Source organism: Micromonospora sp. CA-263727, from assembly GCF_050942455.1.
Lineage (GTDB): Bacteria > Actinomycetota > Actinomycetes > Mycobacteriales > Micromonosporaceae > Micromonospora.
Genome location: NZ_CP192031.1, coordinates 2,641,587 through 2,655,404 on the forward strand (window position 1 = coordinate 2,641,587; position 13,818 = coordinate 2,655,404).

The 13,818-nt window shown below is 72.5% G+C and carries 10 protein-coding genes; 8 read left to right on the forward strand and 2 right to left on the reverse strand.

The window, feature by feature from the left end; translation table 11 throughout:
* The first annotated feature begins 170 nt into the window (after positions 1-170).
* The 3 genes from ACQPYA_RS11965 to ACQPYA_RS11975 all read left to right on the forward strand — a co-directional run bounded on the left by ACQPYA_RS11965 (position 171) and on the right by ACQPYA_RS11975 (position 6,606).
* Positions 171-3,818 (forward strand): DUF4082 domain-containing protein, encoded by a 3,648-nt coding sequence (locus ACQPYA_RS11965; RefSeq protein ID WP_433532673.1) that lies wholly within the window; start codon positions 171-173, stop codon positions 3,816-3,818.
* 110 nt (positions 3,819-3,928) lie between these two features.
* Positions 3,929-5,152 (forward strand): glycosyltransferase family 4 protein, encoded by a 1,224-nt coding sequence (locus ACQPYA_RS11970; RefSeq protein ID WP_433532674.1) that lies wholly within the window; start codon positions 3,929-3,931, stop codon positions 5,150-5,152.
* Positions 5,149-6,606 (forward strand): lipopolysaccharide biosynthesis protein, encoded by a 1,458-nt coding sequence (locus tag ACQPYA_RS11975; RefSeq protein ID WP_433532675.1) that lies wholly within the window; start codon positions 5,149-5,151, stop codon positions 6,604-6,606. The genes ACQPYA_RS11970 and ACQPYA_RS11975 overlap by 4 nt, the downstream gene beginning before the upstream one ends.
* A gap of 61 nt (positions 6,607-6,667) precedes the next feature.
* Here ACQPYA_RS11975 and ACQPYA_RS11980 read toward each other — a convergent pair whose 3' ends face one another.
* On the reverse strand, positions 6,668-7,834 hold the full coding sequence (locus ACQPYA_RS11980) for a hypothetical protein (protein WP_433532676.1): 1,167 nt from the start codon (positions 7,832-7,834) through the stop codon (positions 6,668-6,670).
* Positions 7,835-8,346: 512 nt separating this feature from the next.
* Between ACQPYA_RS11980 and ACQPYA_RS11985 the strand changes: the two genes are divergently transcribed.
* The 5 genes from ACQPYA_RS11985 to ACQPYA_RS12005 are packed head-to-tail and all read left to right on the forward strand — an operon-like array spanning position 8,347 to position 13,324.
* A complete protein-coding gene (locus ACQPYA_RS11985; protein ID WP_433532677.1) occupies positions 8,347-9,093 on the forward strand; it encodes a hypothetical protein in 747 nt (248 codons plus the stop codon).
* Between the two features lie 34 nt (positions 9,094-9,127).
* A complete protein-coding gene (locus tag ACQPYA_RS11990) occupies positions 9,128-10,687 on the forward strand; it encodes an acyl-CoA ligase (AMP-forming), exosortase A system-associated (RefSeq protein ID WP_433532678.1) in 1,560 nt (519 codons plus the stop codon).
* Positions 10,684-11,907 carry a pyridoxal-dependent decarboxylase, exosortase A system-associated gene (locus ACQPYA_RS11995; RefSeq protein WP_433532679.1) on the forward strand — a complete coding sequence of 408 codons (1,224 nt, stop codon included), beginning with the start codon at positions 10,684-10,686 and terminating at the stop codon, positions 11,905-11,907. The genes ACQPYA_RS11990 and ACQPYA_RS11995 overlap by 4 nt, the downstream gene beginning before the upstream one ends.
* 20 nt (positions 11,908-11,927) lie before the next feature.
* Positions 11,928-12,191, forward strand: a complete 264-nt coding sequence (locus ACQPYA_RS12000; RefSeq protein WP_433532680.1) for an acyl carrier protein — start codon at positions 11,928-11,930, stop codon at positions 12,189-12,191.
* Between the two features lie 14 nt (positions 12,192-12,205).
* Entirely contained in the window at positions 12,206-13,324 is a 1,119-nt protein-coding gene (locus tag ACQPYA_RS12005) for a hypothetical protein (RefSeq protein ID WP_433532681.1), read from the forward strand.
* A 30-nt stretch (positions 13,325-13,354) separates the two neighbouring features.
* On the opposite strand, the gene ACQPYA_RS12010 is transcribed toward ACQPYA_RS12005, so the two are convergent.
* Positions 13,355-13,816, reverse strand: a complete 462-nt coding sequence (locus ACQPYA_RS12010; RefSeq protein ID WP_433532682.1) for a hypothetical protein — start codon at positions 13,814-13,816, stop codon at positions 13,355-13,357.
* Positions 13,817-13,818 lie beyond the last annotated feature (2 nt).

Sequence of the window (13,818 nt, forward strand, 5' to 3'; positions counted from 1 at the left end):
CCGGCCGCTCAGGGCGGTCGATCGAGCGGTACTGACCGTAGCAGCCTGGCGGCGTTGGGTACAGGCTGGCGTGGGGATACTTCCGAGGGAGCAACGTCGTGAACGGAGAGCAGGGGCGGTATGCCGGCCGCGGCGTCGCGTCGCTATGGTCCACAATGCCTGGTCGCTGGGTGAGGCGCCGGTTGGCGGGTGGGATCACGCTCGTCGTGGCGGTCGCGGTGGGCGCCTTCGTGCTCCCCGGTTCCGCCCAGGCGGATCCCTGCGACCCGGTGGTCAACCCGGTCGTCTGTGAGAACAGCAAGTCGGGCACCCCCGCCTCGGTCTGGGACATCGACGGCAGCGGCGACCCGTCGATCCAGGGCTTCGCGACCGACATCAGCGTCAACGCCGGCCAGCGCATCGACTTCAAGATCAAAACCGATGCTGCGGCGTACACCATCGACATCTACCGGCTCGGCTGGTACGGCGGCAACGGCGCCCGCAAGGTCGCCGACGTCACCCCCTCGGCGTCGTTGCCGCAGACGCAGCCCGAGTGCATCACCGAGGCCGCCACCGCGCTCTTCGACTGCGGCAACTGGGCGGTCTCCGCCTCCTGGAACGTGCCGTCGACCGCCGTCTCCGGGGTGTACATCGCCCGGTTGCAGCGCACCGACACCGGCGGGGACAGCCACATCACCTTCGTCGTCCGTCAGGACAGCAGCACCTCGGACCTCTTCTTCCAGACCTCCGACACCACCTGGCACGCCTACAACAAGTACGGCGGCTCGGACTTCTACTCCGGCGGCGGCTCGGTCGGCCGGGCTTACAAGATCAGCTATAACCGGCCCTTCGCCACCCGCAACAGCGTGGAGCGGCGGGACTTCCTCTTCGGCGCCGAGTACCCGATGATCCGCTTCCTGGAGCGAAACGGGTACGACGTCAGTTACACCACCAATGTGGACAGCGACCGGCGTGGGCAACTGATCAAGAACCACAAGGTCTTCCTCTCCGTCGGGCACGACGAGTACTGGTCGGGCGCCCAGCGGAGCAACGTCGAGGCCGCCCGCGACGCCGGCACCCACCTCGCCTTCTTCAGCGGCAACTCGGTCTACTGGAAGACCCGCTGGGAGCCGAGCAAGGACGGCACCGACACCGACCACCGCACCCTGGTCTCGTACAAGGAGACCTGGGCCAACGCGAAGATCGACCCGTCGAGCGAGTGGACCGGCACCTGGCGCGACCCCCGGTTCAGCCTGCCGGCCGACGGTGGTGGCCGCCCGGAGAACGAGCTGATGGGCACCATGTTCATGGTCAACGACGGTGACCTGGCGCTGACCGTGCGCGCGGAGGAGGGCAAGTACCGCCTCTGGCGCAACACCAACCTCACCTCGCTGGCCGCCGGCACCACCGCCACCCTCGCCCCGCACACGGTGGGCTACGAATCCGACGAGGACTTGGACAACGGCTTCCGGCCGCCGGGCCTGATCCGGCTCTCCACCACCGTCGGCGAGGTGCCGCAGGTGCTACAGGACTTCGGCAACAAGGTCGAACCGGGCACCACCACCCACCACCTCACCCTGTACCGGGCCGCCAGCGGTGCCCTGGTCTTCGGGGCCGGCACCATCCAGTACACCTGGGGCCTGGACGAGGTGCACGACGGGCAGAGCGCCCCCACCGACAGCCGCATGCAGCAGGCCGTGATCAACCTCTTCGCCGACATGGGCGTCCAGCCGGCGACCCTGATGAGCGGCCTGGTGGCCGCCACCGCGTCGGCCGACGGCACGGCACCGACCGTGACCATCTCCACGCCCGCCTCGGGCACCACGGTGGCCCGGGGCAGCCAGGTGACGCTCACCGGCACCGCCAGCGACTCCGGCGGCCGGGTCGCCGGGGTGGAGGTCTCCACCAACGACGGCGCCAGCTGGCACCCGGCGACCGGCACCACCTCCTGGTCGTACAGCTTCCACGCCGCGGGCCTGAGCACCCAGGTGGTCCGGGTCCGGGCCATCGACGACAGCGTCAACATCGGCACCGCGGCGACCCGGGAGTTCCAGCTCACCGGCCCGAACACACTCTTCGGGCAGCGGGTGCCGAAGACCCCCGCGGTGGACGAGAACAGCGCCGTCGAACTCGGCGTCCGGTTCACCCCGCAGACCGACGGCTTCGTCACCGGAGTCCGTTTCTACAAGGGCGCCGGCAACACCGGCACCCACCTCGGCCGGCTCTGGACCAACTCCGGCGACCTGCTGGCCGGCGGGACCTTCACCGGCGAGACGGCCACCGGCTGGCAGACCCTCACCTTCGACACCCCCGTGCCGGTCACCGAGGGGCAGAGCTACGTGGCGTCGTACTTCGCGCCGAGCGGCAACTACGCCGCCGACAACTGGATCTTCACCCGGGACTGGGACAGCGGCCCGCTCACCGCGCCACGCTCGGCCACCGGCGCCGGCAACGGCAACGGCCTGTTCCGGTACGGCGGCGCGGGCGGCTTCCCGAACGAGTCGTACGGGGCCGCCAACTACTACGTGGACGTCACCTTCGCAGTCAGCGAGGACCTGCCGCCGGCGGTCACCTCCACCACCCCGACGGACGGCTCCGGAGACGCCCCGGTCGAGGCGACGCCCTCGGCCATCTTCTCCAAGACCCTCGACCCCGACACGGTCTCCTTCACCCTGACCAAGGGTGGCACCCCGGTCGCCGGCGCCACCGCCTACAACGGGGCCCTGAAGAAGGTGACCTTCACCCCGTCGGAGCCGCTGGACTCGGCGACGAGCTACACCGCCGTGGTCACCGCCGAGGACTCCGAGGGCCGGTCCGGGACGGCCACCTGGTCGTTCTTCACCACGCTCGACAGCGACCTGCACACCCTCTTCGCCACCGACGCCGTCCCGGCCACGCCGGCACACAACGACGCCAACGCGGTGGAGCTGGGCGTGACGTTCCGGCCCCGGGTCGACGGCCGGGTGGTGGGCATCCGCTTCTACCAGGGGCCCGGCAACACCGGCAGCCATCCGGTGACGCTCTGGTCCGCCGGCGGCGCGGTGCTGGGCACCGCCACGCTGGCGAGCTCGACCACGGTGGGCTGGCGCACCGCGTACTTCGCCAGTCCGGTCGACGTGGTGGCCGGGACGAACTACGTGGCCTCCTACTTCGCGCCCAACGGCTTCTACCCGGGCGACAACGGGTACTTCTCCGGCACCCGGACGGTCGGGCCGCTGGTGGCGCCGGGCGGCAACAACGGCGTGTTCCGCTACGGGTCGAGCGGCTTCCCCAACCAGTCCTACGCCTCGACGAACTACTGGGTGGATCCGCTCTTCCTGACCGACGAGGAGGTCCCGCAGCCGGGACAGCCGGGCTCGCCGCCGCCGGGGGCGTACGGGATCTTCGCCCCGAGCGACACCCCGCAGGTGGCGAGTTGGGACGACAACGACGCGGTCGAGGTGGGCATGCGGTTCGTCCCGGGCGTGGACGGTGAGGTCTACGGTGTCCGGTTCTACAAGGGACCGGGAAACACCGGCACCCACACCGGGTCGCTCTGGTCTCCCACGGGCGGCCGGCTGAGCACGGTGACCTTCACCGACGAGACCGCGTCGGGCTGGCAGACCGCGTACTTCCCCGAGGTCGTGCCGGTCAGCGCCGGCCAGGAGTACGTCATCTCGTACCACACCACCGCCGGGCAGTACTCGGTCACCGGCGGCGGGCTGGCCAGCGCGCGTACTGTCGGGCAGTTGACCGTGCCGGCCACCGGGGCGACCTACCGTTACGGTCCCGGAGACGGATTCCCGTCCTCGTCGTCGAGCGCGAACTACTGGGTGGATCTGGTGTTCGCCCCGAACTGACCGTCGGCGGTGCGGGCGGTGCGGGCCGGGTGGCCCGTACCGCCCCGCCGGCCCGTCGACCCGACACACCGGCGGCACGCCCGCCGGCACGCGCGAAGTGGGGAGTAGCGGTGCGACTGCTCGTCGGCCTGCACCACCTGGAACTCGGGGGCAGCCAGCTCAACGCGCTGGATCTCGCGGTCAGCGTCCGGGACCAGGGCCACCAGGTCACGATCTTCGGCAACTACCGGGACGAACCCGGGCCGGTGGCGGACCTCGCCCGGCAGGCGGGACTGCCGGTGATCGCCGTACGGCACCGGGCCGAGCGCCTCGGGCGGACCAGCCCGGTCCGGCCGGCGCTGTCCCGGGCGTTGACCCGGGCCGTCCGCGAGGTCCGGGCCGACCTGGTGCACGCCTACGAGTACTCGGTGGCCCTCGATGCCTTCTACGGCCCGCACCTGCGCCTCGGCACACCGGTGGTGACCACCGTCTACGGCATGCGGGTCCCGCGGTGGATGCCCCGCTACGGTGGCCTCGTCGTCGGCACCGCACAGCTGGTGGCGGAGACGGAAGCGTTCCGGCCGCGACCGGCGCTGATCGAGCCCCCGGTCAACACCGACGTCGACGACCCGGCGGTGGTCGACGGCCAGCCGTTCCGGCAACGCCACGGCATCGGCCCGGACGAGATCGTGATCGGCGTGGTCTCCCGACTCGAACCGGACATGAAGGCCGAGGGGGTGCTGCGGGCGATCCGCGCCCTGCGGCTGCTCGACGACGACCGACTCCGGCTGGTGGTCACCGGCGGCGGCCCCTCCCAGCCCGACGTGGCGGCCGAGGCGGAGCGGGCGAACGCGGCGCTCGGCCGGCCGGCGGTGTTGCTGACCGGCCCGATGGACGACCCCCGCACGGCGTACGCGGCCGCGGACATCGCCCTGGGCATGGGCGGTTCCGCGTTGCGGGCGATGGCCTTCGGACGCCCCCTGGTGGTGCTCGGCATCAAGGGCTTCTCCCGCAGCTGCGCCCCGGAGACCCTCGACTACTTCCTGCGCTGGGGCTTCTACGGGATCGGCGACGGCGACCTGGACCCGGCCCCGCTGGCGGCCCAGATCGGCGAACTGGTCGGCGACCGGCGGCTGCGCGCCGAGCGCGGCGACTGGGGACGGCGACTCGTCCTGGGCCGGTTCAGCCTGAAGGCGGCCACCCAGACCCTGCACGAGGTCTACACCGACGCGCTGCGGCACCGGCCCGCGCCCGGGACCCGACTGCGGGAGGGGCTGCGGGTGGCCGGGCACAAGGCCACCGCCGACCTGCTGCCCACCACCGCCCGCCAACGGATCCGCCGGATGCTCGGGTGAGCGTCGAGGAGCGTCCCGCCCCGGCCGACGACCAGCCCCCGCTGTTCACCCGGGCGTCCCGGGCCCTGGGCTGGAGCATGGCGAGCACCATCATCAGCCGGCTCAGCACCCTGGCCATCGGCATCGCGCTGGCCCGGATCCTCGGTCCGGAGGCCTTCGGCACCTTCGCGGTGGCCCTGGTGGTGCTGCTGGCCGTGCTCAGCTTCAACGAGCTCGGGGTGAGCCTGGCGATCGTCCGCTGGCCCGGCGACCCCCGGGAGATCGCCCCGACGGTCGCCACGCTCTCGATGCTCACCAGCACCTTCGTCTACGGCGTGCTCTACGTCAGCGCGCCCGTCCTGGCCGGCGCGCTCGGCGACCCCGGCTCGACCACGGTCATCCGGGTCCTGGGACTGAGCGTCATCGTCAGCGGCCTGGTGGCGACGCCCGTGGCGCTGCTGCAACGCGCCTTCCGCCAGGACCGCAAGACCATCGCCGACCTGGTGACCAACTGGACCAGCGCGCTGGCGTCGATCGGTCTGGCGCTGGCCGGCAACGGGGCGATGAGCCTCGCCATCGGGCAGCTCACCGGCTCGCTCGCCGGGGCGGTGCTGTTCATCCTCTTCGCCCCGCAGGGGCTGCGGTTCGGGTTCGACCCGGCGAAGGCCCGCGCCCTGCTGCGCTTCGGCCTGCCGCTGGCCGGCTCCAGCATCGTCGTCTTCGCCACCACCAACCTCGACCGGGTCGTGGTCGGCGCCACCCTCGGTCCGACCGCGCTCGGCTACTACGTGCTGGCGCTGCAACTCGCCAGCTGGCCGATCACCGTCTTCTCCCAGCCGGTCCGGGCGGTGCTGCCGGCGGCGCTGGCGCGGCTGCACCACGATCCGCCGGCGATGCGCCGGTCGTTCCTCTCCGCGGTCGGCCTGCTCGGCTCCGTCACCCTGCCGGCGTGCCTGCTGCTCGCCGCGGCCTCGGACGCCCTGATCCGCTTCCTCTACGGCGAGGTCTGGCAGCCGGCGTCGGTGGTGCTGCTGTGGCTGGGGCCGCTGGCGGCGCTGCGCATCCTCTTCGAGCTCTTCTACGACTACTTCGTGGTGATCGCCGACACCCGGGTGGTCTTCACCGTCCAGCTGGTCTGGTTCGTGGTGCTGCTGCCCGCCCTCTACGCGGCCTGCGTCCTCGGCGGGCTGGGGAGCGCCTCCGCGGTGCAGTTCGCGGTCGCCCTGCTGGTGATCCTCCCGCTCTACCTCGCCTCGATGCGCCGGGTGGGGATCGCGCCGCGGTCGGTCGCGGCGCGGCTGGGACCGCCGCTGCTCGGCGCCGCCGTGGTCGTGGTGGTGGCCCTGCTGGTGGCCCGGGTCACCGCGATCGACCTGGTGGTGCTCGGGGTGGCCGGCGTCGCCGCGCTCGCCGTCATCGGCGCCCTCGGCTACCGGCTGCGGCACGTGGTCCGGGAACTGAAGACGGTCGGTTAGGCCCGGCAGGCGGGGGCCGCAGGCAGGGGGCGGCGGGCGGTCACCGCCCGCCGCCGGGGAGTCATCCGCAACGGGTCAGTGCGGTGACCTGGCTGAGGACGCGGCCGGTGGCCCAGTCGTACCGGACCGTGGCGTTTCCGCTCCAGGCGCCGACCTTGCGGCAGTCGATGTCGAGCGGGCCGTAGCCGTACGAGTCGTGCACGATCTTGTTGCCGGTGATCGCGGGGAACCAGCCGCCGGTGGCCCGCAGCGCGTAGCCCCCACCGGCCAGCAGGTTGTCGCGGATCGTCCCGCCGTCGTTGTACTGGTCCGGAATGAAGATCGGCGCGGTGGGACAGTCGTCGAGGCGCTGGTCGATGGTGTTGTGGCGGAGGACGACGTGCGGGCCGTGGTAGCCCTGCACGCCGTCGCCGTGCGGGTCCACCGTCCGGCACATCCCGGGCGGCACGGCGAGCCGGGCGTACGAGTCCTCGATCGTCACCGGCCCGGCGCCCGGGAACTCCTTCGCCCCGACCCGCCAGCCCTCCATCCGGTTGACCACCTTGCAACGGCGGCAGGTGTAGTTCGCCACCCCGAACGCGTAGTGCTGGTCGGTGGAGAAGGTCTGGCCGGGCGGGTTCACCACCTCGGAGTCCTCGATCAGCAGCCGGCCCCAGATCCGGTCGGCGTGGAAGTTGTCGATCGTGCCGTACAACCGGGTGCGGCGGATCACCACGTTCTCCGCCTTGACCAGGATGCTCCCGGTGACCAGGTGATCCTCCAGCACCGTGCCGGCCCGGGTGATGACCAGGTCGCCCCGGTGCTGCACCTTCGGCGTCCAGCCCGCCGGCACGCCGGTGCAGGCGGCGGTCGGGTAGGCCGGCAACGCGCAGCCGCGGCTCGGGCCCGCCGGCGGCGGCGTGGGGCTGGGCGACGAGGTGGGCCGCGGGCTCGGTGTGGGGCTCGGCGTGGCAGGGCCCGGCGTGGTGGCGGTCGGTCGCGGCGAACCGCTGCCCGGCGGGCGGCTGCTGGTCGGCGTGGGACGGGGGGACCGGCGACGCCGGTCGTGCCAGCCCTGGTAGCCCTCCGACGCCCAGGCCCGGACCGCCTCGCCGGAGTAGGACTGCGCCGGCTTCGGGCGGCTCGCCGCGTACGAGTTCATGGCGAACACGCCGGAGGTCACGAGCAGCGCCACCACGGCGCCGCCGACGGCGAGCCGTCGAGCCAGGTACCCGCGTCTGGGCTTCATCGTCCACTCCTCCTGCTCCTGGAACCGCGCGGCGCACACCGGGGCCCGGATCGACGTGTCGTCCCGGCGGGGCCGGGTGGGGTAGCGGGAAGGAACGGGACGGCCGGAGTCGGAACCCGGTTGGGACGGAACGATCCCGCGACCGTCGGGTGGTGGCCGACCGGGCGGGTAGGTTCCGGCCGACGACTGACGGATATCCGGCGCAGCGGCGGACCCGCCGCGGTAACGCGAGGTATCGTCGCGACAGCCCCCCGCCGCACCGGCCGCCCGGCCGGATCGAACCATGCCCGGTCGGGGCCACGCACGTCGGACGTTCGAGGGAGCCTGCGGTGGTAGACCGGAGCCGGTTCGGCGATCCGCCGTGGTCCGTGCGCCCTGCCTCGGGCCGGACGACCTGAATGAGGGTCCGGGTCGAGCCCGTCACCGGGGCGCAGGTGAGGGCGGCAGGACAGTTCCTCCATACCCACCTTAACGGTCAAGTCCCCGTTGAGGCGTGGGTACGCGCGGTCGAGGTGCCCTGGAAGGTCGACGCCCCGAACCACGGCATGATGCTGGTCGCCGACGGCGGGCAGGTGGTCGGCGTGCTGCTCGCCTTCTACGCCGAGCGCACGGTGGCCGGCCGCGCGGAGCGGTTCTGCAACCTCGGCGCCTGGTGCGTGCTTCCCGAGTTCCGTTTCCACAGCCTCAAACTGCTCAAGGCGCTGCTGGCCCAGCCCGGCTACCACTTCACCGACCTCTCGCCGAGCGGCAACGTGGTGCCGATCAACACGCGGCTGGGCTTCCGCTTCCTGGACACCACCACCGCGCTGATGCCGAACCTGCCCTGGCCGTCCCGGCCCGGCCGGCGTCGGGTCAGCGCCGACCCGGAGCTGATCCGACGCCGGCTCACCGGGCCCGACCTGGAGCGCTACCTCGACCACGCGGAGGCGCCGGCGGCCCGGCACGTCCTGCTGGTCGACGGCGACGAGTCGTGCCACGTGGTGTTCCGCCGCGACCGCCGCAAGCGGCTGCCGCTGTTCGGGTCGATCCTGTACGTCAGCAACCCCGCCCTGTTCCGCCGGATGCACCGGCTGCTCCGCCGCCACCTGCTGCTGCGACACGGGGTGCTGGCCACCCTCGCGGAGCTACGCGTGGTCGGCGCGCGCCCGCCGCTGTCGGTGCTGCTGCCCGACACCCGACGAAAGATGTTCCGCAGCGACAGCCTCGACCCCGACGACGTGGACTACCTCTACAGCGAGTTGGTCTGCCTCAGCTGGTGACCCGGGCGCCCGGAGGAGAGGGACGAACCCCGACATGCGTACGCAACTTCACGAACTTGTCGCCGACGCCGCCGCCCGGCAGGGCGGCGCGCCGGCACTGACGTACAAGGACGACACGGTCAGCTACGGGCAGCTCTGGCGGGGCGTGGCCGCGGTGGGCGCGGGCCTGCGCCGGCTCGGCGTCGAGCGTGGCGACCGGGTCGCCGTCTGGACCGAGAAGCGGATCGAGGCGGTCGAGGCGATCTTCGGCGCCTCCGCCGCCGGCGGCGTCTTCGTGCCGGTCAACCCGCTGCTGCGGCCCCGGCAGGTCGGCCACATTCTGGCCGACTGTGCGGTGCGGGTGCTGGTCACCACGCCCGAACGGCACGCGCTGCTGCGTGAGGAGCTGGAGCAGGTCAAGTCGGTCGAACATGTGGTCCTCCTCGGGGAGGCGGGCACCGCGACCGGCCGTCCGGCGGTGACCGCGTGGGCGGTGCTGCGCGACGGCGAACCGCTCCCGCCGGACGGGACCGGCATCGACGTCGACGTGGCCGCGATCCTCTACACCTCGGGCAGCACCGGCCGGCCCAAGGGAGTGGTGCTCTCGCACCGCAACCTGCTCGCCGGGGCGGCGAGCGTCAGCCACTACCTGGCCAACTCCGCCGACGACGTGATCCTGGCCGCGCTGCCGCTCAGCTTCGACGCCGGCTTCAGCCAGCTCACCACCGCCTTCACCGCCGGCGCGCACGTGGTGCTGATGAACTACCTGCTGCCGAAGGACGTGGTGCGGCTCTGCGCCCGGCACCGGGTCACCGGGCTGACCTGCGTACCGCCGCTGTGGTTGCAGCTGGTCGGGCAGCACTGGCCGGCGGAGGCCAGCAGCCACCTGCGGTACTTCGCCAACACCGGCGGGCGGATGCCGAAGGTCACCCTGGACAAGCTGCGCACGATCTTTCCCACCGCCCGGCCATACCTGATGTACGGGCTGACCGAGGCGTTCCGCTCCACCTACCTCGACCCGTCCGAGGTGGACCGCCGGCCCGACTCGATCGGCAAGGCCATCCCCAACGCGGAGATCCTGGTGGTCCGCCCGGACGGCACGCCCTGCGAGCCGGGGGAGGAGGGCGAGCTGGTGCACCGCGGCGCGCTGGTCGCCCGCGGCTACTGGAACGACCCGGCGCGCACGGCGCAACGGTTCCGCCCCGCGCCCGGCCGCGACGGGGAGCTGCTGCCGGAGCCGGCGGTCTGGTCCGGCGACACCGTGGTCCGCGACGAGGAGGGCTTCCTCTACTTCGTGGGCCGGGCCGACGACATGATCAAGACTTCCGGGTACCGGGTCAGCCCCACCGAGGTCGAGGAGGTCGTCTACGCCACCGGGCTGGCCGGTGACGCGGTGGCGCTCGGCCTGCCCGATCCGTCGCTCGGCGAGCGGGTGGTGCTGGTGGTGAGCCCGCCCGGCGGCGCCGACATCGACCGGGCGGCGCTGCTCGCCGCCGTCAAACGGGAGCTGCCGCCCTACATGCTGCCCCGGGAGATCGTGGTACGGCCCGCACTGCCCCGATCACCCAACGGTAAGTTCGACCGGAACCTCCTACGCCAGGAGTTGACCTCGTGACCAACCACCCCGCCGCGGCCTTCGGCCGCGACGCCGGCCGGCTCGCCGTGGGCGGCGTACCGGTCGACCGCCTCGCCGAGCGCGTCGGCGGCACGCCCTTCTTCGCCTACGACCGGGGGCTGCTCACCGGGCGGGTGGCCCGGCTGCGCGCCGTGCTGCCGGCCGAGGTGCAGCTCAGCTACGCGGTGAAGGCGAACCCGATGCCCGCCGTGGCGCAGCACCTCGCCGGGCTGGTGGACTCTTTCGACGTGGCCTCCGCGCTGGAGATGCGTACCGCCCTCGACACGCCGATGCCCGCCGACCGGGTCAGCTTCGCCGGCCCCGGCAAGACCGACGCGGAGCTGCGCCAGGCCATCGCGGCGGGCGTGACCATCGAGATGGAGTCCGAGAACGAGGCCGGCCGGGTCGCCGCGTTGGGTCGCCTGCTCGGGCTCCGGCCGCGCGTCGCGGTGCGGGTCAACCCGGACTTCGCGGTCAAGGGCTCCGGCATGCGTCTCGGCGGCGGTCCACAACAGTTCGGAGTGGACTCCGAGCAGGTGCCCGCGCTGCTCAAGGAACTGGCCCACGCCGACGTGGAGTTCCTCGGCTTCCACGTCTTCGCCGGCTCGCAGAACCTGCGCGCCGACAGCCTCTGCGAGGCCCAGCGCCGCACCGTCGACCTGGCGATCCAGCTGGCCGCGGAGTCTCCGCTGCCGGTGCGCTACCTCAACCTGGGCGGCGGCTTCGGCATCCCCTACACCGACCGGGACGAGCCGCTGGACCTCGATGCGATCGGGGCCAACCTCGCCGACCTGGCCCGGGGGCCGATCCGGCAGGGGCTGCCCGAGGCCCGGGTGGTGATCGAACTCGGTCGCTACATCGTCGGCGAGTGCGGCGTGTACGTCACCCGGGTGGTCGACCGGAAGGTCTCCCGGGGCCGCACCTACCTGGTGGTGGACGGTGGACTGCACCACCAGCTCGCCGCCTCCGGCAACTTCGGCCAGGTGATCCGCCGCAACTACCCGATCGCGGTGGCGGAGCGGATCGACGCCGAGCCGGCCGAGACGGTCACCGTCGTCGGCTGCCTCTGCACCCCGCTGGACCTGCTCGGGGACGCCGTGACGCTGCCCCGGGCCGACGTCGGCGACCTCATCGTCCTGTTCCAGGCCGGCGCGTACGGACTCACCGCCAGCCCGACCGCCTTCCTCAGCCACCCGGCCCCGGCCGAAGTGCTGGTCTGACCGCCCGACAAGGAGAAACAGTGGACGTCACTCACGCGGAGACCGTCGACGAGGTCCGCGAGGTCGTGGTCTCGGTGCTCGGCATCGAGGACCGGGCGGCCGCGCTGGACGCGTCGACGCCGCTGCTGGACAACCTGCCAGAGCTGGACTCGATGGCCGTGCTCGAACTGGTCGCGGCGATCGAGGAGCGGTTCGGCTTCACCGTCGACGACGGCGACGTGAGCGCCGAGCTCTTCGAGACGCTCGGCAGCCTGGCCGCCTTCGTCGCCGACCGCCGGTCGTAACCGGCGCCCGCGACGTGCGGCAGTCTACCGAGCCGGCGCCCGGCGCCGCCCCGCCCGCCCCCCGGGGTCGGCGGCGTGGGCCGCTGGCGATCCCGGCAACCCTGAGCGTGCTGACCGTGCTCGCCGTCGGCGGCGCGGTCGCGGTGGCCCGGCTGGCCCACACCGACGTGGACCAGGCCGCCGCCACCGAGGCGACCCCGAGCGCGCCGGTGGCGAGCGGATCGCTGCCGCCGCCCGGCTCGGCCTCGCCGTCGGCGGCCACGCCCGGCGCCAGTCAGGGGCTGGGCGCCCGCCCCACGACATCGGGCTCCGCCTCGCCGTCGGCCGCCAAGCCGTCCGCCGCCACCGCCCTGACCGGCTTCCCCGGCGCCGGCAACACCGGGGTGCCGAACGGCGTCCGGCTCTCCACCCATTCGGGGTCCTGCACGATCACCAAGGCCAACACGGTGATCGACAAGCGGCACGTCCGCTGCTCGCTGCTGATCAAGGCGAAGAACGTGGTGATCAGATCCAGTCGGGTCGACGGCACGATCCGGCTGGAGGGCGCGGGTCATTCGCTACGCATCGAGGACTCCGAGATCGACGGCGGCCGGGCATACGAACACACCGTGGGCTTCGAGAACCTCACCGTGCTGCGTTCGGAGATCCGCGGCGGTCAGACCAGCGTGAACTGCTACCGCAACTGCCTGATCCAGGACTCCTGGCTGCACGGCCAGTACGTGCCCGACGGGGAGGACTGGCACCTCAACGCCTTCCTGTCCAACGGCGGCAGCGACATCCGGCTGGTGCACAACACCCTGGCCTGCACCCCGCCCACCAACGCCGCCGGTGGCGGCTGCACGGCCAACGCGTCCATCTTCGGCGACTTCGGCCCCAACTCGAACTACACCATCCGGGACAACCTCTTCGTCGCCTCCAGCCAGATGTCCTACTGCTTCTACGGCGGCTACGACGAGAAGAAGCAGTACGGGACGCAGATCAGCGGGATCGTGGTCACCGGCAACGTCTTCCAGCGTGGCGGCAACGGCAAGTGCGGCTTCCACGGGCCGGCGACCTCCTGGGCCCGCTCCGCGCCCGGCAACGTGTGGCAGGACAACGTGTGGAGCGACGGCAAGGCCCTGCCCCCGGACTGATCCCGGGAGCAGGGGGCCGATCGGGATCGGTCACACCGCGGAAAGCACCGCGACGGCGATGGCGAGCCAGGCGACGGAGGCGGCGACGCCGACGCCGACCATGCTCAGCGCCTTGACGACGGATGAGGCCGGGGTGCGGGCGACGGCCAGGTTCGCCATGAAGCCCAGCGCTCCGATCAGCCCACCGACGGCGCCACCGACCACGACCAGCAGGATCGGCAGCGGGGCCAGCACGCGCAGGACCGCCGGCACCGGGGGGCCGGTCCGATGCTGGACGCCGTTGACCTCGACGGTCGGGTAGGGGTCGGCGAGCGCGCTGCGTACGGTTGCGTCGACCGTGCCGCCGGCCACGGCCGGCAACGCGTACCGGCGGCTGCCCGTCCGCGGAGCCGGCACACCGGCGACGGTGACAACCGGGCGGCCCCAGAAGGCGTTGGTGGTAACGACAACCGGGCCGGCCACGCCGTCGATGCTGATCGCTTCCGTGTTCACCG

Bases quoted from the DNA above. Each gene is read 5' to 3' on its own strand.
- ACQPYA_RS11980 (WP_433532676.1), bottom strand. From the start codon at position 7,834: ATGAAGCCCAGACGCGGGTACCTGGCTCGACGGCTCGCCGTCGGCGGC.
- ACQPYA_RS11990 (WP_433532678.1), top strand. From the start codon at position 9,128: ATGCGTACGCAACTTCACGAACTTGTCGCCGACGCCGCCGCCCGGCAG.